This is a genomic window from Microbacterium sp. TNHR37B (genome assembly GCF_001620065.1).
GTDB lineage: Bacteria > Actinomycetota > Actinomycetes > Actinomycetales > Microbacteriaceae > Microbacterium.
The window spans coordinates 638103-655308 of record NZ_LQGV01000001.1; the positions used below are offsets into that span (position 1 = coordinate 638103).

The following is a 17206-nucleotide window of genomic DNA, read 5'->3' on the forward strand; positions in this document are numbered from 1 at the left end:
CTGCGACGGTCCGCGCGACCCACTGCGGTGGTGGGAGGTCGACGGGAGCGAGCGTTCAGTCGACCAGGGCCGAGGCGAACACGTGCGGGGTGAAGCCGGTGAGGTCACCGATGCCCTCGCCCTGACCCAACAGTTTCACGGGGATGCCGGTGCGTTCCTGCACGGCGAGCACGAAGCCGCCCCGTGCGGAGCCGTCCAGCTTGGTCAGGACGAGCCCCGTCACGCCCGCATGCTGGAGGAACGCCTCCGCCTGCATCACGCCGTTCTGTCCGGTCGTGGCGTCCAGGACGAGCAGTACCTCGCTGATCGGCGCGAGCTTTTCGATCACGCGCCGGATCTTGGTGAGCTCGTCCATGAGCCCGCCCTTGGTGTGCAGACGGCCAGCCGTGTCGACGAGGACGATCTCGGTGCCCGTGCGCAGAGCATGGTCGATGGTCTGATAGGCGACCGAGGCGGGGTCCTGACCCTCCTGCTGCGGACGCACGATGGCTGCGCCGCCGCGCTGGGCCCACGTCGCGAGCTGGTCCACCGCCGCGGCCCGGAAGGTGTCGGCCGCTCCGACCACGACCGACCGTCCGAAACGCTGCAGGTAGTGCGCGAACTTGCCGATCGTCGTGGTCTTTCCCACCCCGTTCACCCCGACCACGAGGACGACGGCGGGACGCTCGGTGAGCTTGAGCGTGGTGTCGAACCGCGCGAAATGCTCCTCGAGCGTCTCGCGCAGCATCCGCTGCAGATCCCGCGGATCGGTGGTGCGGAAACGCTCCACTTTCTCCCGGAGTTCGTCCAGCAGCCGCTCGGTGATGTCCGGGCCGAAGTCCGCCGTCAGCAGGGCGGTCTCCAGGTCTTCCCACGTCGTCTCGTCGATCGTCGGCTTGACGAACATGCCGCGCAATGCACGACCCAGGGACCACGAACTCTCCGCCATATCTCCAGCCTAGGAGGTCGTCGGGGAAAGGATCGCGTCGATGCCGCATCGCGCGACCTCGCGAACGAGTGCCGTGACGCGCACCGACTCAGACCGAGGTCTTCTCGCGGACGCGCTGCCCGACGACCGCCGAGACACCGTCCTGGCGCATCGAGACGCCGTACAGGGCGTCGGCGATCTCCATGGTCCGCTTCTGGTGCGTGATGACGATCAGCTGACTCGACGCGCGCAACTGCTCGAAGACGCCCAGCAGACGTCCCAGGTTCGCGTCGTCGAGCGCCGCCTCCACCTCGTCGAGGATGTAGAAGGGACTCGGCCGGGCCTTGAAGATGGCGGTGAGGAGCGCGACGGCGGCCAATGACCGTTCCCCACCGGATAGCAGGGAGAGCCGCTCGATCTTCTTCCCGACGGGACGCACCGAGACGTCGATGCCCGTCGTGAGCGGGTTGTCCGGATCGGTCAGCGAGATGTTGCCGGATCCTCCGGGGAAGAGGATCGGGAAGACCTCTCCGAAAGCGGTCTTGGTGTCCTCGAACGCAGCGAGGAAGATCGTCTGCATCCTCTCGTCGAGTTCCTCGATGATCGTCAGCAGATCAGCGCGCGTCTGGGTGAGGTCGGCGAGTTGTTCGGTCAGGAACGCGTGGCGCTGCTCCAAAGCGGCGAACTCTTCGAGGGCCAGGGGGTTCACACGCCCCAGTTGTGCGAGCTTCCGCTCGGCGTCGCGCAACCGGCGTTCCTGCGCAGCACGGTCGAACGGCTGCGGTTCGTCGTCGCTCTCACCGGGGATCGGCTGGTCGGGGCCATATTCCGAAACGAGAATGCGTTCGTCCAAGCCGAGCTCGCTGGACACGCGCTCGAGGAGGGAGGTCACGTGGAGCTTCTTCTCGTGCATCTGGAGTTCGAGGCCGTGGACGCTCTCTGTCAGGATGCTCAGACGCTCCCGTGCAGACGCCTCCTGCCGACGCAGTTCCGCGAGCTCGGCGGTGACCGCGGTCCGCGACTGCTCGGCGAGCTCCAGCTCGACCCGCGCCCTGGTCACGGAGCGGTCTACGGATTCCAGAAGCGCGGGAAGCTGGTCGGAGACCTCCGCGGCAAGGTCGCGCTGCGCGCGCCGGACGACGGCCCGGCGCGCCGCTTCTTCCGCCGCGGCGCGTTCGCGTTCGCGCTGTCGCTCCAGTTGCACGACGCGGGACTCCGCTGCGCGCACACGCTCCTTGAGCGTCTCGACGTCCAGGCGTGCACGCATCTCGGCGTCGCGGGTCCGTTCGAGCTCAGCCAAGAGTCCCTCCCGGGCGGAGGCGTCGAGGATCGGGCGGGGTGCCGCGACCGCCTTCTCGTAGGCCTCCGTCGCACTTCGCGCGGCCGACTCGGCCTCGGCGACGGCCGATTCGGCTTGGCGCACGCCCGCCTCCAGACGCTCGCACTCCGCGACGGCGGCCTCATGACGTACCGTCGCCCGATTGACGAGCTCCGTATGGGCGGCCAACGCCGCGTCGTGTTCTCGGAGGGTCTGCAGGGAGTCCTTCGTCCGGCGCCGGGCCTCGTTCCAGCCCAGCTGGGCCTCCGCCAACGCCTCGCGGAGTGAATCTGCGACCACCGCGATCTCGTCGAGCCGCTCCTGAGCAGCGTCGCGCTCGGCGGCGAGTTCCAGTCGCGAACGGCCACCGCCCGACCCCGCTCGAAGAGTGAACTCGGTCAGCACCTCGCCGGCACGGGTCACGAGCGTCGACGACGCGGCGGCCTTCGCGCGGAGGGACCGGGCCGCCTCGAGATCATCGACCACGAAGACGTTCGCCAGCAACCCGACGACGCCCGGCGGCGCCGTGACGATGTCGCGCACGGGGACGGCACCGTCGAGCGAGACGTTCGCGCTCGCGGCGCCGGCGGCGTCTGCCAGAACGATGTCGACGACACCGAGGTCCGCGTCTCGCGCGGCCGAGGCGTTATCCACCGCGGCGGCGAGATCATCGACGAGAAGGCCGTCGGCCAGGGAGCCGAGGGCCGCAGCGACCGCTGCCTCGTACCCGGGGGTGACCTTCACCGCATCGCTCACGAGGCCCCGCACGCCCGCGCCGCCGCGCCCGATGAGTGCTGCCGCAGCGTTGCGGACATCGAGCGCGCGGCTGAGCGCGGTCGCCTGCGCGCGCAGCGACTCGACCTCGCGTTCAGCGGCGTGCAGTCTGTCGCGGAGACTGCCCACCCGCGCCTCCGCGTCGGAGGCATCGCGCTGGGCGCGCTCATACGCCGCGGCGTGCTCCGCCGATGACCCCTCGGGGACGAGCTCGGGGTCGACTCCTTCCAGGGCCTGCTCTGCCTCGACTCGCCGCTGCAAGGCGGCATCCAGCGCGCGCTGCTGCCGTTCCACGGCTCCACGAACGGCATCCAGTCGCGACGTGGCGGCATCGGCGGCGCCGCGAAGCGTCGTCAACCGCATGTCGTGCTCGGAAACCAGCGCGCTCTGCGCCGCGATGTCCACGTCCAGCGCATCGAGCTCCGCGCGGGCGCGAATCACGTCGCGCGCGGCCGCAGCTGCCGCGTCCTGGGCCTCGCCCAGCCCGGAACCGATCTCATCGATCTCCGCGCGCGCTTCGTCGATGCTTGCTTGGCTGACGGTCGCGACGTCGATCGCCAGCTGCCCGTCGTCCTCCAGCAGCGCGAGTCGCTGAGCGGTCAGAGTGGCAAGGCCCCGAAGACGTTCCTGCACCTGCTCGAGGGCGAACGTCGTGGCGCGGGCGCGGTCGACGACATCCGAGCGCTGCTCCGCTTCCCGCGCGCGGATCAGCTCCGCCAGCTGCCCCGTCTCGTCCTGCAGGACGAGACGCTCGGCGTGACGTTCGTGTTCCGCGCGGGCATGATCGGCCAACTGTGCGCGCAACCCCACGAGCTCATCGGCGTAGAGCCGGGCCTTCGCGTCCCGGACCACAGCGGCAATGGTCGCGGCCTCGCGGGCGATGTCGGCCTGCTTGCCCAGAGGTTTGAGCTGCCGGCGCAGCTCGCCCGCCAGGTCGCTCAACCTCGTGAGGTTCGCTTCCATGGCATCGAGCTTGCGGAGGGTCTTCTCCTTGCGCCGTCGGTGCTTCAGGATTCCGGCCGCCTCCTCGATGAAGCCGCGGCGATCCTCCGGCGTCGCTTGCAGCACGGTGTCCAGGCGGCCTTGCCCGATGATCACGTGCATTTCGCGCCCGAGACCCGAATCGCTGAGCAGCTCCTGGACGTCCAGCAACCGGCAGCTCTCGCCGTTGATCGCGTACTCGCTCGTTCCATTGCGGAAGAGCGTGCGGCTGATCGTCACTTCGGAGTACTCGATCGGAAGCGCACCGTCGGAGTTGTCGATCGTGAGCTGTACTTCGGCGCGCCCGAGAGGACCACGCGTCGCCGTTCCCGCGAAGATGACGTCTTCCATCTTGCCGCCACGGAGGGTCTTGGCTCCCTGCTCGCCCATCACCCAGGCGAGCGCGTCGACGACGTTCGACTTGCCGGAACCATTGGGTCCCACGATGCAGGTGACGCCGGGTTCGAGCGCGAATGTGGTCGGCTGTGCGAAGGACTTGAAGCCTTTGAGCGTCACGCTCTTCAGGTGCATTCGGGGTTCCTCCACGGACAGGGTGTGTGGCTCCACCGTAGCGGACGGTGCCACGGAATCCCGGGAGCACCGACACGCCGTATCGCGGCCCTGGCTTGACGCTGCCGACGATTTCCCACTAGTCTGCGAAGTCGCGTCCGAAGTCGAGAAAGGAGGTCCCGAAGATGATGCACATGATGAACAGCGGAGTAACCGCTTCCCGTCGCGCGTACACCGGGACCCGCTCCTTCGGATTCGCGCCGAACGCCGCCATCGTCGCGTTCCACTGACCCCGCCGGAGGACTGTGCCCGTGTGGCACGTCCTGTCCGTGTCCGGTCAACCGTCTCTCGTGCTGCGGCACGTCCCTCGCCGCCCCGGCGGCACCTCTCCGTCGCGCTCGCGACAACATCTCCGCTCGAATGGACATTCACTCATGAACACCACCCTTACCGCGCCGCAGCGCGTCCTCGACGAATCCACGTCGCAGGATGCCGTCTCCACCACGCTGCAATTGAACGCACCACGTACCGCGCTCCTCGATCGGATCGCCCTGCGCATCGCACTCAAGCTGCTCTTGTGGAGCACACGGCCACCTGATCATTCAGACGCCGTCGCTCGTGCGCTCCGTCATCAGGAGCTCCGTCGAGAACGCGAACAGCGAGAACTGCGCTGGGAACTGCAGCGCCACTTCACACACATCTGAATCACCCCGCCCGCCGCGATGGCCGGTGCCGGATCGCGTACGAACGCAACGGCACCGGCCCGCGGCCCACCCGAAGGAATCCCATGGACACGGATCTCGACGTCGAATTCCGCCCTCTCCACATCCCCGCTCGCGCAGCCGACTCGGACGCCGCCGACTTCGCCGAGATGACGCGCGTGCGCAACGAGGTGTACCGAGAGATCATCGGCAACGACGATGATGCGCGCACGGCCGCTGAGCTGCTGCCGCACTTTCACCCGAATCCCGACGAGAGACGATTCATGTGGATCGTCGTGGCGAGCGGCGAGGTCGTCGGGCGCGTGGGTGTCGATCTCCCGCAGGAGCAGGGATCGCGAAGCGCGTTCTGGCTCATCGAACTGTTGCGATCGCACCAGGGCCGGGGCATCGGAACCGCCGCCTACGCACTCGTGGAGCGCACGGCACGAGAGCACGGGAGATCGGTGCTGCAGTCCTGGGCGTTCCACGCCCACGACACCTCCGACGCCGGGGAGCGCCTGCAGCCCCCGACGGGCTTCGGCACGATCCCGGTGGACCGTGCCGCGCGCTTCTTCCTCGCGAACGGGTACACGCTCGAGCAGGTCGAGCGCCGCAGCGATCTCGATCTGGCCGCTTCAGCGGAGACCGTGGACCGGTTGCTGGTCGACGCCGAGCGCGCCTCGGCCGGGCATCGCGTGGTGCAGTGGCAGGCACCGACCGCTGCCGAGCACCGCGATGGGTACGCCTGGATGAAGTCGCGCATGTCCACCGACGCACCGGTGGCGGGGCTGGAGATCGATGAGGAGCGCTGGGACGCCGATCGCGTCCTGCGCCACGAGGCCCGCTGGCGGGATGCCGGGATGACCGTTCTCATCACCGCGGCCCAACACATCGACAGCGGGCGGCTCGTGGCCTTCAACGAACTCGTGATCGGGTCCGATCTCACGCGACCCACCCATCAGGAGGACACGCTCGTCTTGCGTGAGCACCGCGGGCACCGCCTCGGCCAGCTCGTGAAGTGCGCCGCGCTGCGCGCGTGGCGCGACATCGCGCCCTCCTCCCCGAAGGTCACCACGTACAACGCGGAGGAGAACCGCCCCATGCTCGACATCAACGAGGCGATCGGCTTCCGTCCCGTCGGCTACGAGGGAGCGTGGAAGAAGATCCTCGACTGAGCGTCTCACGCGCGTCGCTGAGCCGTGCCGTGGAAGGCGGGGCTCAGCGGCGGCGCAGGCGCTGACAGCGTGGGCAGTAGTGCGAGGACCGATTCGTGAATGCGACGCGGACGATCTTCGCTCCGCACCGGGGACACGCCTTCCCGGTCTGACCGTACGCATTGAGGCTGTGCGCGAAGTAGCCCGCCTGGCCGTTCACGTTGACGTACTGCGCATCGAAGCTCGTGCCACCTTCGGCCAGCGCCTTCTGCAGCACGAGGCGGACCTCCGCGAGTAGCCGGCGTGCCGTGCGGGACGAGAGTTCCTGCGCCGGTGTCTCGGGGTGCACGCGCGCCGCCCACAGAGACTCATCGGCGTAGATATTGCCGATACCGCTGACGATCGTCTGGTCGAGCAGCACCCGCTTGATCGCCGCCTTCCGCGGTGCCAGATGACCGAGGAACGCAGCGTCGGAGAATGCCGGGTCCAGGGGATCCCGCGCGATGTGCGCGACCTGGGTCGGCACCGTCGCCTCCTCCGTCCCCCATCCGCCCGCGCGCCCGTCCGTCGTCGGCACGAGGGCGTCGAGCGCCAACGAACCGAACGTGCGCTGATCGGCGAACACGACGGCCAGCTCACCATGTTGGGGATGATCCAGGAAGAGCCGGATCCGCTCGTGGCGTTCCCGAGGAGCGTCGGGCGCCCGCAGCAGCAGTTGGCCGCTCATCCCGAGGTGACCGACGAGAGCGTGCGCGGAGTCCGCGACGGGGATCCAGAGAAACTTGCCTCGGCGCGCCGGAGCCTTCAGCAGAGCGCCGGTGAGACGGCGCTCAAAATCGTTCACGCTCCCCGAATGGCGCGTGAGCGCGCGAGCGTCGTGGACCTCGACCGCGGCGACGAAGGCCCCGGACACCGCGGGCGCGAGCCCCGCGCGAACGACGTCGACTTCGGGGAGCTCAGGCACGGCTGGACAACTGGCGCCAGACGGCGAGGGCGCCGGCCATCTCGGCCTGCTTCTTGCTGGAGCCGATCCCCGTCGACATGACCTCCCCCACCGTCACGGTGGCGGTGAACCGGCGGTGATGGTCGGGGCCCTCCGCGGTGATGGCGTACGTGGGCGGAGACAGGCTCAAGCGTGCGGCGAGCTCCTGCAGGCTCGTCTTCGGGTCCATGGCGGCCCCATAGCGCGCCGGGTCGGCCAAGAGCGGCTCGAGCAGGCGGAGCACGAGCGTGGTGGCCGCTTCGGCCCCGGCCGAGAGGAACGTGGCGCCGAAGACCGCTTCCATCGTGTCGGCGAGGATCGAGTCCTTGTCGCGCCCGCCGGTCTGGTCTTCACCGCGACCGAGCCGAAGATGCTCGCCCAGCCCGATGGTGCGGGCCACCTCGGCGAGGGCGACAGTTGAGACGACGCTCGCGCGGCGCTTCGCCAGGGATCCTTCGTCGAGCTCGGGATGCCGGGTGAAGAGGTGGACCGTCACGGCCTGCCCGAGAATCGAGTCACCCAGGAACTCCAGGCGTTCGTTGTGCGGGATCGCGCCATTTTCGTACGCGTACGAACGGTGTGTCAGCGCCAGCGACAGAAGCTCGGGGTCGATGTCGACCCCGAGCTTGCCGATGAGCGCTGCGTGCTCGTGAGAAACGTCTGTCACGACGTCACCGTCGTTCAGACGTCGGCGACCTTGCGGCCCTTGTACTCGAGGAACAGCTCGGTGCCCTGCGAGTCGGTGACGACCTTCGCCTGGTGAGGACGGCTGTAGACGACCTTGCCGTTCTCGACTGTCTTGACCAGCGCGGGCGCCTCGGCCTTCCACTGCGCACGGCGCGAACGCGTGTTGGAGCGGGAGACCTTCCGCTTCGGGGGGTTACCTGCCATGGCTAACTCTTCTCTGTATCGGCGGCGTCAGGGCGCGTTGCCTGGACGTCGTGGTCTGGTTTGAGGGCCTTCAGCGCGGCCCAGCGCACGTCGATCGGGGTTTCCGCAACCGATCCCTCTGCCCGCCTGTCGCCCGTTGTCGGGTCGAGCCCGGGGCAATCCGGCTGACAGACCGGTTGGAATGGAAGCGACAGGACGATCGAATCCCTGACCAGAGTTTCAAGATCCACGTGGTCGTCTTGAACCTCGAAGTCATTCGCTTCCGATCCAGGATACCCGAAGAGCTCTTGAAACTCGACTTGGACGGGCTCGGCGATTTCCCGCAGGCATCGACCGCAGACCCCGTCATAGCGCGTATCGATCTCCGCGGTGACCAGGATCCCTTCGTGAACCGACTCCAGGCGGACGTCGATCATGACGGGTGTGCCCTGTTCGACAGCGACGAGCCCTTCGCCCCACTTGTCGGGGGCCTCCGTCTGGAGGGAGTGCTCGCGCATCTCCCCGGGGCGGTGGACGATGTCGCGTACGGGGAGCACGAAGGGTCCGTTCAGGTGACGACGGGACATGGCGGCCTCCTCAGTTCTCTCGCGAGCCGGTATCGAGGAATCGTGCCACCGGCGGCGGCACGAACGGCGAGACGTCGCCGCCCAGCGCGGCGACCTGCCGGACGAGGGAGCTCGAGACCATCGCGTGCGCCGGGTCGGGAAGGAGGAACACCGTCTCGACATGAGCGAGATGCCGGTTCACGATGGCCATCGGGGTCTCATACGCCACGTCGACCTGCGAACGGATGCCCTTCACGAGCACCCCGGCGCCCACGTCGGTCGCGTAGTCAACGAGCAGTCCCATGCTCCACGAGGCGACGACGATGTCTCCTTCGATGCCGGCATCAGCCACGGACTGCTCCAAGAGCGTCAGGCGCTGCGCGATCGGCAGCATGGCCTCTTTTCCCGGGTTGTGCACCACCAGCACGTGGAGCTGATCGTAGAGCGAGGCAGCCCGGCGGATGACATCGAGGTGACCGAGGGTCGGAGGGTCGAACGATCCGGGGACGACCGCGATGCGGTTGTTCATGCCTCCAGCCTACCGGTGGGCTCCGCGCTCGAGCCGGTCCTGCATACGGAGGTCTCGCCGCCGGAGCGGTTCCGGCCTCAGTTCTTGTTCAGCGCCGCCCGCTCCTCGCGGCCCACGCGTCGCTCGATCGCCGCGGCGAGTTCGGGGTGACGGGAGAGAGGCGGATCGTCCTGGAGCACGTCCTCCGCCACCGCACGCGCGCGAAGGATCACGTCCGCGTCGGTCACGACGCGCAGGAGGCGCAGCGACGACCGGGCGCCCGACTGCGCGTCACCGAGAACATCGCCCTCGCCCCGGAGCTCCAGATCGACCTCGGCCAGGGCGAATCCGTCGGTCGTGGCCGCGACCGCCTCGACGCGGCTGCGTGCCGTGGTGCCCTGTGCGGCTTCGGTGACGAGCAGACACAGCCCGGCGACGCTCCCCCGTCCGACGCGGCCCCGCAGCTGGTGAAGCTGCGACACACCGAAACGGTCCGCTTCGAGGATCACCATGGTCGACGCGTTGGGCACGTCGACGCCCACTTCCACCACGGTCGTCGCGACGAGGACGTCGATGTCGGCACGGGCGAACGCCTGCATCACGGCGTCCTTCTCGTCGGCGGCCATCTTGCCGTGGAGCTGTGCGATCCGGATGGAAGCGAACGAGGGGTCGCGCTCCAGCATCTCCGCCACCTGAACGACGCCCCACCGCGTCCGCTCGCTCTCGCCGTCGACGGGTGCGGCGTCGGGCGCGTCGGCATCGGCGTCCTTTGCCGCAGCATCGATGGCGGCGCACACGACGAACACCTGGTGGCCTTTCGCGACCTCCTCGGTGACGCGCTCCCAGACGCGGCCGAACCATCCCGGCTTCTCGGCCACCGGGGCCACGAAAGTCGAGATGCCGGCTCGGCCGGCCGGCAGGGAGCGGATCGTAGACACGTCGAGGTCACCGAACACCGTCATGGCGACCGTCCGCGGGATCGGGGTGGCCGTGAGCACGAGGACGTGCGGCGCGGCGCCCTTCGCCCGCAACGACTCGCGCTGGTCGACGCCGAAGCGGTGCTGCTCGTCGACCACCACGAGCCCCAGGTCGGCGAAGGTCGTGGAGGCGCTGAGGAGCGCATGCGTCCCCACGACGATGCGCGCCTGACCTGACGCGGCGCGGAGGGCGGCCTTGCGTCGCTCGGCGGCCGGCAGCTGCCCCGTCAGCAAGGTGGGCATGAGCTCGGGCGCCAGCTGCGGTCCGAGCATGCGAGCGATCGAGCGGACGTGCTGGGCGGCAAGAACCTCCGTCGGCGCGATGAGCGCCGCCTGCCCGCCGGTCTGTGCCACCTGGAGCATCGCGCGGAGAGCCACGAGCGTCTTTCCGGATCCCACCTCGCCCTGGACGAGGCGATTCATCGGCCACGAGCCCTGCAGATCCGCCGCGATCCGGTCGCCGACGGCGATCTGGTCCGGCGTGCGATCGAACGGCAGCGCGGCGTCAAAACGCTCCAGGAGGTCGCCGGGCGGACGCGCAGTGGCGGTGAGCTCCCGCACCGCCTGACGCTGCTGCAACAGCGCGGCCTGGAGAACGAAGGCTTCGTGCATGCGCAGCGTGTCACGCGCGCGGGGGACGTCTTCCGGCCTGTCCGGCGCGTGGATGAGGCGGAGGGCCGTCCGCGCATCGAGGAGGCCCTCCGCCGTCCTCAACGGCTCGGGGAGCGGATCGGGCACCTCGCCCAGCCCCGCCAACACATGCAGGACCGCCTTGTGGAGCTGCCAACTCGTGACGGTGCTCGTGGCCGGGTAGATCGGGATGGGCTGGTGCTGTCGAGCCTCGGCGCTCGATCGCGCCTCCTCCTCGTCGTCGAACAGCTCGTAGTCGGGATGGGCGAACTGCTTCTGTCCCTTGAACTCCCCGACCTTGCCCGAGAAGATGCCTTGCCTGCCCACCCGCAACTCGTTCTGACGCCAGGCCTGGTTGAAGAAGGTCAGGTTGAGCGTGCCCGCGCCGTCGCTGATCACGACTTCGAGGAGCACACCGTGCCGTCCGCGCATCGGGCGTGTGGAGACCGACCGCACCTCGGCGACGATCGTCACCTGCTCGCCCACCGGGAGCGTCGAGATGGGCGTCAGCTCACCGCGGCGCGCGTACCGCCTCGGGTAGTGCCCGAGCAGGTCGCCCACCGTGCGCATGCCGAAGGCGCGGGCGAGGGTCTTCGTGGTCTTCACGCCGATGACCGACTCCAGATCGGTGGTCAGCGAGAACGACGTCATACGTCGAGTCTAGGGAGCGCGGCCGACGCCACGGAGGCAGGAGCCGGTCCCCCGGCACGGGCTCCGCACCGACGGACAACTAGGGTGGACGGGTGATCCGTTCGTCGCTCGCCCGCCTGTTCTGGCTCGTCAGCCGGTGGACGTTGCGCACGGAGCCCGCTCCGACTCGCCCCACGGTGCTCGTGGGCGCTCCGCACACCTCGAACTGGGACTTCGTCCTCATGCTGGCGATCGCCTGGAGGCTCCGCATCCGCATTCGGTGGCTGGGAAAGAGCACCCTGTTCGCCGGGTGGCGAGGCCCGATCATGCGGCGCCTCGGGGGGATCCCGGTCGACCGCCAGGATGCCGGGCGGGTGGTCGATGAAGTGGTCGCGCGTGTGCGCGCCGGCGAGAGGTTCGGGCTCGTCGTGACTCCCGACGGCACGCGTGGCGCGCATGACCACTGGAAGAGCGGCTTCTACCGGATCGCGGTGGCCGCGGAGATGCCCCTCACGCTCGGTTACGTCGACCGCACCACCATGACCGCGGGACTCGGACCCACTTTCTCTCCGACCGGCGACACGAAGCAGGACATGGACCGCATCCGCGCGTTCTACGCCGACAAGTCCGGTCTCCGACCCGAGCGGCGCGTGGAACCTCGGCTCCGCGACGAGGCCACTCCCGCCTCCGACGCTGGATCGGCCGATGCCCACCGCGGTGGGACGACCGCATGACGCGGATCATCGGCGGAGTCGCGGGGTCCCTGGGCCTCGCGGTGCCTCGGTCAGGAACCCGTCCGACCAGCGACCGGGTGAGGGAGTCGCTCTTCGGCGCGTTGGAGGGCCGCGACGTGCTCCACGACGCGCGCGTCGTCGACCTCTACGCCGGCTCCGGGGCCCTCGGACTGGAGTGCATCAGCCGGGGCGCCGCGTCCGCCGACCTCGTCGAGAGCGCCCCGCGCTCCGCGGCCGTGACGGCGCAGAATGCACGTGCGGTGCAGCACGCGGTCGACGGACCCACCATCCGCGTGCACCGGACGACGGCCGACGGGTTCCTTCGCACCTCGACGGGGAGTTTCGATCTCGCCTTTCTCGATCCGCCGTATGACCTCGACGATGCCGGGCTGACGGGCACGCTCCACCTCCTGACCCCGCGTCTCGCACACGGAGCGATCGTGATCGTCGAGCGCAGCTCACGCTCCCCCGAGCCCCGGGTGCCCGGGGAGCTTTCTCCCGACCGGACCAAGCGCTACGGCGACACGACCCTGTGGTGGTACACGCGGGAGTAGTCCGGGGAGTGGCTCGGGGGGCGCCGTCGATCGCGCCGCAACCGCTCAGCCTCGCGCGGAGTCCCAGTCCCGCTGAGGGTCCCAGCCGCCGGGACCGGAGGCCGGTTCACCACCGATCGTGACCGGTGCGGCCCCGCGCGGCCGCACCGTACCGATCGGCCGGAAGCCCGCCGGAAGGGCCTGTGCGGGAGCGAACGTCGCCAGCAGGGCGTGGTCCTCGCCGCCGCGAAGCGCCGCCTCGTCATCGACGACGTCGAGCTCGACCGTCACGCCCGAGGCATCCGCCAGCCGCGTGGCGTCCAGAAGCAAGCCGTCGGAGACATCCATCATCGCTGTCGCTCCGGCCTCCGCAGCACCGACGCCCGCACCGATGGGCGGCCGAGGCCGCAACTGGGCCTGGATCTCCTCGCGCTCACGCGCGGTCAGGAGCGCCGGATCCACCGGCACGGGACGACCGGATCCGTCCCGGAACCTGTCGAACAGGAGGGCCAGACCACGAGCGGCCGGGCCGAGATCGCCGGCGACTGCCACGACGTCGCCGGGCCGGGCACCGGAGCGGAGCACAGGTCGACCCGCGAGTACTCCCACCGCGGTGACCGCGATCGTCAGGGTGTCCGAAACGGTGAGGTCGCCGCCTTCGACAGCGCACTCGGGAGCGAGCTCCTCACAGGCGGCACGGAGGCCCGCGGCGACCTCCTCGACGAAGGCGATCGTCGTCGTCTCGGGGAGCGCCAGCGCGACGAACAACGCGGTCGGTCGCGCCCCCATGGCCGCCACGTCGGAGAGGTTCACGGCCGCCGCCTTGAAGCCGAGATCGTACGGCGACGACCACGCGAGACGGAAGTCCGGTCCATGCACCAGCGTGTCGGTCGTCACGACCACCCGTCCGCCGGGAGCGGCCAGCACCGCAGCGTCGTCCCCCGGCCCGACGACGGCGCGGGACGACCCCGCCAGCACGCGCAGGATCGCCGCCAGCAGCTCCTGTTCCGACACGTCGGCGACCGTCGGCGAGGGCGAGGGAGTCATCCCTCCACGGTAGCCTGGAGGAGTGTTCTCCTCGCGCCGCGCTCGTCGTCCGATCCTCGGCATCGCGGCCGTTCTGGTGGGAGTGACCGGCCTCAGCGGATGCGCGAGCACCGTGTCGATGAAGCCGGCGCCCGAGGCGAACTCCCCCGATTGCGCCGCCGTGATGGTGCGGCTTCCCGACTCCGTCGGCGGGCAGGCGCGCCACTGGACCGATGCACAGGCCACCGGTGCCTGGGACTCCGTCCTCCTCACCTGCGGCATTCCTGCCCCCGGGCCCACAGAGCTCCCGTGCGAGACCGTCGACGGCGTGGACTGGATCATCGACAACAGCGAGGCCCCCCGGTACCGGTTCACGACCTACGGGCGCTCCCCCGCGGTCGAGGTCTACCTCGACTACGACGTCGTGAGCGCGCGCGCCGTGCTGTCCTCGCTGTCACCGGCGGTGGGAATGCTTCCGCAGACCGGCGACGAGTGCATCGAGCGTCCGGCCGACTCCTGACGCGGGGCGGTCAGCGGACGCGGGCGAGGTCGATCAGCTCGGTGATCAGGTCGGCGTAGCTCATCCCGGAGGCGATCCAGCACTTCGGGAACATCGAGATCGGGGTGAATCCCGGCATCGTGTTCACCTCGTTGACGAAGAACTCCGTGCCGGTGAAGAAGAAGTCGACGCGAGCCAGCCCCTCCCCACCGACCGCGTCGAACGCGCGAGCGGCGATCCGCTGCATCTCGGCGAGCTCGCCCTCGCGGAGATCTGCGGGGCACGCCAGCTCGATGCCGGGGGCATCCAGGTACTTCGCCTCGAAGTCGTAGAAGTCACGCCCCGTGATGACGATCTCGCCGGCCACGCTCACCCGCGGCGGCGCACCATCCCGACCCTCGAGCACGCCGCACTCCACCTCGCGGCCGACGACGGCCTGCTCGACGAGCACCGTGACGTCCTCGGCGAACGCCGCCTCCAGGGCAGCATCGAGCTCAGTCCACTCCGAGACCTTCGAGACGCCGACGCTGGATCCCGCGCGAGCCGGCTTGACGAACGCGGGGAGCCCGAGCGCGCGCACGCGCCGCTCCCACAGGTCACGATCGCGGTCCAGCTCAGCGCGGGTGAACGCGACCCACGGGACGACCGGCACACCGGCGGCCTTGAGGACGCTCTTGGTCGTGTGCTTGTCCATCCCGATGGCCGACATGAGCAGGCCGGCGCCGACGTACGGCAGCCCGAGGAGCTCGAGGAACCCCTGCACCGTGCCGTCCTCGCCGAAGCGGCCGTGAAGGATCGGGAAGACGACATCCACATCGCCCAACGACTCGCGTCGCCCGTCGGCATGGTCCACGACGATCTCCCGCGACAAGGTCGAGTCGGGCCACCGCACCCGGGTGCCGTTGTCGACGACCTCCGGCAGCGCGCCTGGCGCGAGAGCGAACTTGTCGGGGTCGTCGTCCTCGAGGACGAACGCGCCGTCGCGAGTGATGCCGACAGGGATCACCCGGAAGCGGTCACGATCGATCGCTCGGAGAACGCCTCCCGCCGTTGCGGAACTGATCGAGTGCTCGCTCGAACGACCTCCGAAGAGCACCGCCACTGCCGCTTTTGCCATCCTGCGTCCTCTCGCCCTTCGGGGTGTCGTCGTCCGTCGTGAGGTGCGGGGCGATGTCCCGGGGGTTCATCGTTCCGTCCAAGACCATCTTCACCTGTTCGACGATCGGCATGTGGACGCCGGCCTCACGCGCCAGTTGCAGGACCGGGGCGACAGAGGCGAGCCCCTCCGCGGTCTGGTTCATCTGCTTGACGACGTCCTGGAAGCTGTAGCCCTGGCCGAGCAGGCGCCCCGCCGTGTTGTTGCGGCTCAGGGGCGACTGGCACGTCGCGATGAGGTCGCCGAGTCCGGCGAGGCCCTGGAGCGTCTCCGGCTGGGCCCCCTGCGCGACGGCGAAATCGGTCATCTCGACCAGGCCCCGCGTGATGATGGAGGCCTTCGTGTTCTCGCCGTAGCCGACCCCGTCGACGATCCCGATCGCCACCGCGATGAGGTTCTTCAGCACCCCACCGAATTCGGTCCCGATGACGTCGGTGTTGACGAAGGTGCGGAAGTAGTCGTTTCGTGCACGCCGGGCGACCGCCTCGGCGGTCTCCTGATCGGAGGAGGAGATGACCGCGGCGGTGGGCTGTTCGCGGGCGATCTCCAGTGCGAGGTTCGGCCCCGAAGCAACGGCGATGCGGGCCGGATCACAATGCAGCTCCTGCTCGATCACCTGACTCATCCGCAAGCCCGATCGCTTTTCCACGCCCTTCATGAGCGAGACGATCGGAACGTCGGAATCGGCGATGAGCGGGCGTACCGCCTTGAGGTTCTGCCGCAGGGCCTGACTCGAGATGGCGAGGTACACCTGGCTCGCCCCGTCCAACGCCTCCGACAGATGCGTCGTCGCCGACATCGATCGCGGAAGATTCACCCCCGGGAGGTACTCGCTGTTGCGATGCCCCTCCTGGATCTCCTGGGCGAGCTCGGCGCGCCGCGCCCACATCACCACGTGCGCGCCGCCGTCCGCCAGGACCTTCCCGAACGTCGTTCCCCAGCTGCCGGAACCGACCACCGCCACCCGCGGCCGTACCGTCTCCTGTCTACGACTCAAGGCGCCCGGTCTCCTTCTGGCCATGCGCGGAGGGATCCCAGCGCTGCGCGGGTGCCGGCTCCCCACGGAGCGTCGACAACAACGCGGAGATGTCGGCCATGACGGCGTCGGTCGCGGCAGCGAGGTGCGCCGTTCCGACGGCGGAGCGGAAGGCGTCGAGATCCACCGGTGGACCGAGCAGGACCTTCACGCGCCGGCGCGGGGGGAACACGCGCAGCTTCCCGTACCGCGGCAGGATCTGCTGAACGCCCCACGTCGCGACGGGGATGACGGGAAGGCCGCCTGCGAGGGCAAGACGGACGGCGCCGCTCTTTCCCCGCATCGGCCACATCTCCGGGTCCCGGGTGAGCGAGCCCTCCGGGTAGACGATGACCCCGCGTCCATCGTGCGCGAGCTGCTGCGCCTGTTCGATGGTCTGCTTCGCCGCCGACGCGGTCGACGCCCGGGCGACGGGGATCATCCCGGTCGCCCGAAGCAGGGATCCGAGCACCGGCACCCGGAAGAGGCTCTCCTTCGCCATGAAGCGGGGAGCGCGACCCAGCCTCCAGGTCGCGACGGCGATGATGAGGGGATCGAATTCGCTGTAGTGGTTGGGCGCGAGGACGTACGCGCCCTCCTGCGGGAGGTGTTCGCCGCCGGAGATCTCGATCCGGGCGAACCATCCGACAGCCGGGACCACGAGGGCCGCAGCCGGCCAGAAGGCGCTCGGGCGGGTCTTCTCAGCCGATGCGCGACGACGAGGCGACACGGCCG

17 protein-coding genes are annotated in these 17206 nt (G+C 69.4%); 5 read left to right on the forward strand and 12 right to left on the reverse strand.

Annotated elements, in window-relative coordinates:
* Nucleotides 1-55: 55 nt before the first annotated feature.
* Together ftsY and smc are read right to left on the reverse strand one after the other, a co-directional pair.
* The gene (gene ftsY / locus AVP41_RS03090) at nt 56-928 is read right to left on the reverse strand and encodes a signal recognition particle-docking protein FtsY (RefSeq protein ID WP_067160600.1); all 873 of its coding nucleotides are present in this window, start codon (nt 926-928) and stop codon (nt 56-58) included.
* An 88-nt stretch (nt 929-1016) separates the two neighbouring features.
* Nucleotides 1017-4511 (reverse strand): chromosome segregation protein SMC, encoded by a 3495-nt coding sequence (gene smc / locus AVP41_RS03095; protein ID WP_067160603.1) that lies wholly within the window; start codon nt 4509-4511, stop codon nt 1017-1019.
* A 413-nt stretch (nt 4512-4924) separates the two neighbouring features.
* Between smc and AVP41_RS03100 the strand changes: the two genes are divergently transcribed.
* Nucleotides 4925-5194, forward strand: a complete 270-nt coding sequence (locus AVP41_RS03100) for a hypothetical protein (protein ID WP_067160606.1) — start codon at nt 4925-4927, stop codon at nt 5192-5194.
* 83 nt (nt 5195-5277) lie between these two features.
* Nucleotides 5278-6366 (forward strand): GNAT family N-acetyltransferase, encoded by a 1089-nt coding sequence (locus AVP41_RS03105; protein WP_067160609.1) that lies wholly within the window; start codon nt 5278-5280, stop codon nt 6364-6366.
* 43 nt (nt 6367-6409) lie between these two features.
* Here AVP41_RS03105 and mutM read toward each other — a convergent pair whose 3' ends face one another.
* The 6 genes from mutM to AVP41_RS03135 form a co-directional block, all read right to left on the reverse strand.
* Nucleotides 6410-7309 (reverse strand): bifunctional DNA-formamidopyrimidine glycosylase/DNA-(apurinic or apyrimidinic site) lyase, encoded by a 900-nt coding sequence (mutM, locus tag AVP41_RS03110; protein ID WP_067160612.1) that lies wholly within the window; start codon nt 7307-7309, stop codon nt 6410-6412.
* Entirely contained in the window at nt 7302-7994 is a 693-nt protein-coding gene (gene rnc, locus AVP41_RS03115; protein ID WP_067160615.1) for a ribonuclease III, read from the reverse strand. Before rnc ends, mutM begins: the two co-directional genes overlap by 8 nt.
* A gap of 14 nt (nt 7995-8008) precedes the next feature.
* On the reverse strand, nt 8009-8218 hold the full coding sequence (rpmF, locus tag AVP41_RS03120) for a 50S ribosomal protein L32 (RefSeq protein WP_050721097.1): 210 nt from the start codon (nt 8216-8218) through the stop codon (nt 8009-8011).
* 2 nt (nt 8219-8220) lie between these two features.
* Complete coding sequence (locus AVP41_RS03125; protein WP_442922771.1) at nt 8221-8784, reverse strand: YceD family protein; 564 nt, start codon at nt 8782-8784, stop codon at nt 8221-8223.
* A 10-nt stretch (nt 8785-8794) separates the two neighbouring features.
* Nucleotides 8795-9292, reverse strand: a complete 498-nt coding sequence (gene coaD, locus AVP41_RS03130; protein ID WP_067160617.1) for a pantetheine-phosphate adenylyltransferase — start codon at nt 9290-9292, stop codon at nt 8795-8797.
* Between the two features lie 77 nt (nt 9293-9369).
* Complete coding sequence (locus tag AVP41_RS03135) at nt 9370-11529, reverse strand: ATP-dependent DNA helicase RecG (RefSeq protein WP_067160620.1); 2160 nt, start codon at nt 11527-11529, stop codon at nt 9370-9372.
* Nucleotides 11530-11621: 92 nt separating this feature from the next.
* Here AVP41_RS03135 and AVP41_RS03140 point away from each other — a divergent pair, with 92 nt between their 5' ends.
* Both AVP41_RS03140 and AVP41_RS03145 read left to right on the forward strand, forming a co-directional pair.
* Complete coding sequence (locus tag AVP41_RS03140; protein ID WP_067160623.1) at nt 11622-12242, forward strand: 1-acyl-sn-glycerol-3-phosphate acyltransferase; 621 nt, start codon at nt 11622-11624, stop codon at nt 12240-12242.
* Nucleotides 12239-12796, forward strand: a complete 558-nt coding sequence (locus AVP41_RS03145; RefSeq protein WP_067160626.1) for an RsmD family RNA methyltransferase — start codon at nt 12239-12241, stop codon at nt 12794-12796. Before AVP41_RS03140 ends, AVP41_RS03145 begins: the two co-directional genes overlap by 4 nt.
* A gap of 45 nt (nt 12797-12841) precedes the next feature.
* On the opposite strand, the gene thiL is transcribed toward AVP41_RS03145, so the two are convergent.
* Nucleotides 12842-13822 (reverse strand): thiamine-phosphate kinase, encoded by a 981-nt coding sequence (thiL, locus tag AVP41_RS03150; protein ID WP_067160628.1) that lies wholly within the window; start codon nt 13820-13822, stop codon nt 12842-12844.
* A gap of 22 nt (nt 13823-13844) precedes the next feature.
* Here thiL and AVP41_RS03155 point away from each other — a divergent pair, with 22 nt between their 5' ends.
* Nucleotides 13845-14321 carry a DUF3515 family protein gene (locus AVP41_RS03155; protein ID WP_067160633.1) on the forward strand — a complete coding sequence of 159 codons (477 nt, stop codon included), beginning with the start codon at nt 13845-13847 and terminating at the stop codon, nt 14319-14321.
* A gap of 10 nt (nt 14322-14331) precedes the next feature.
* On the opposite strand, the gene AVP41_RS03160 is transcribed toward AVP41_RS03155, so the two are convergent.
* The 3 genes from AVP41_RS03160 to AVP41_RS03170 are packed head-to-tail and all read right to left on the reverse strand — an operon-like array spanning nt 14332 to nt 17201.
* Nucleotides 14332-15417 (reverse strand): D-alanine--D-alanine ligase family protein, encoded by a 1086-nt coding sequence (locus AVP41_RS03160; protein WP_082828988.1) that lies wholly within the window; start codon nt 15415-15417, stop codon nt 14332-14334.
* Nucleotides 15317-16477: an NAD(P)H-dependent glycerol-3-phosphate dehydrogenase gene (locus tag AVP41_RS03165; protein ID WP_067160637.1), complete on the reverse strand. Its 1161-nt coding sequence runs from the start codon at nt 16475-16477 to the stop codon at nt 15317-15319. Before AVP41_RS03165 ends, AVP41_RS03160 begins: the two co-directional genes overlap by 101 nt.
* The gene (locus tag AVP41_RS03170) at nt 16443-17201 is read right to left on the reverse strand and encodes a lysophospholipid acyltransferase family protein (protein ID WP_067160639.1); all 759 of its coding nucleotides are present in this window, start codon (nt 17199-17201) and stop codon (nt 16443-16445) included. The genes AVP41_RS03165 and AVP41_RS03170 overlap by 35 nt, the downstream gene beginning before the upstream one ends.
* Nucleotides 17202-17206: the final 5 nt, after the last annotated feature.

Bases quoted from the DNA above. Each gene is read 5' to 3' on its own strand.
- smc (WP_067160603.1), bottom strand. From the start codon at position 4,511: ATGCACCTGAAGAGCGTGACGCTCAAAGGCTTCAAGTCCTTCGCACAG.
- AVP41_RS03135 (WP_067160620.1), bottom strand. From the start codon at position 11,529: ATGACGTCGTTCTCGCTGACCACCGATCTGGAGTCGGTCATCGGCGTG.
- AVP41_RS03125 (WP_442922771.1), bottom strand. From the start codon at position 8,784: ATGTCCCGTCGTCACCTGAACGGACCCTTCGTGCTCCCCGTACGCGAC.
- AVP41_RS03105 (WP_067160609.1), top strand. From the start codon at position 5,278: ATGGACACGGATCTCGACGTCGAATTCCGCCCTCTCCACATCCCCGCT.
- thiL (WP_067160628.1), bottom strand. From the start codon at position 13,822: ATGACTCCCTCGCCCTCGCCGACGGTCGCCGACGTGTCGGAACAGGAG.
- AVP41_RS03145 (WP_067160626.1), top strand. From the start codon at position 12,239: ATGACGCGGATCATCGGCGGAGTCGCGGGGTCCCTGGGCCTCGCGGTG.
- AVP41_RS03100 (WP_067160606.1), top strand. From the start codon at position 4,925: ATGAACACCACCCTTACCGCGCCGCAGCGCGTCCTCGACGAATCCACG.
- AVP41_RS03165 (WP_067160637.1), bottom strand. From the start codon at position 16,477: ATGGCCAGAAGGAGACCGGGCGCCTTGAGTCGTAGACAGGAGACGGTA.
- coaD (WP_067160617.1), bottom strand. From the start codon at position 9,292: ATGAACAACCGCATCGCGGTCGTCCCCGGATCGTTCGACCCTCCGACC.
- AVP41_RS03160 (WP_082828988.1), bottom strand. From the start codon at position 15,417: ATGGCAAAAGCGGCAGTGGCGGTGCTCTTCGGAGGTCGTTCGAGCGAG.
- rpmF (WP_050721097.1), bottom strand. From the start codon at position 8,218: ATGGCAGGTAACCCCCCGAAGCGGAAGGTCTCCCGCTCCAACACGCGT.
- ftsY (WP_067160600.1), bottom strand. From the start codon at position 928: ATGGCGGAGAGTTCGTGGTCCCTGGGTCGTGCATTGCGCGGCATGTTC.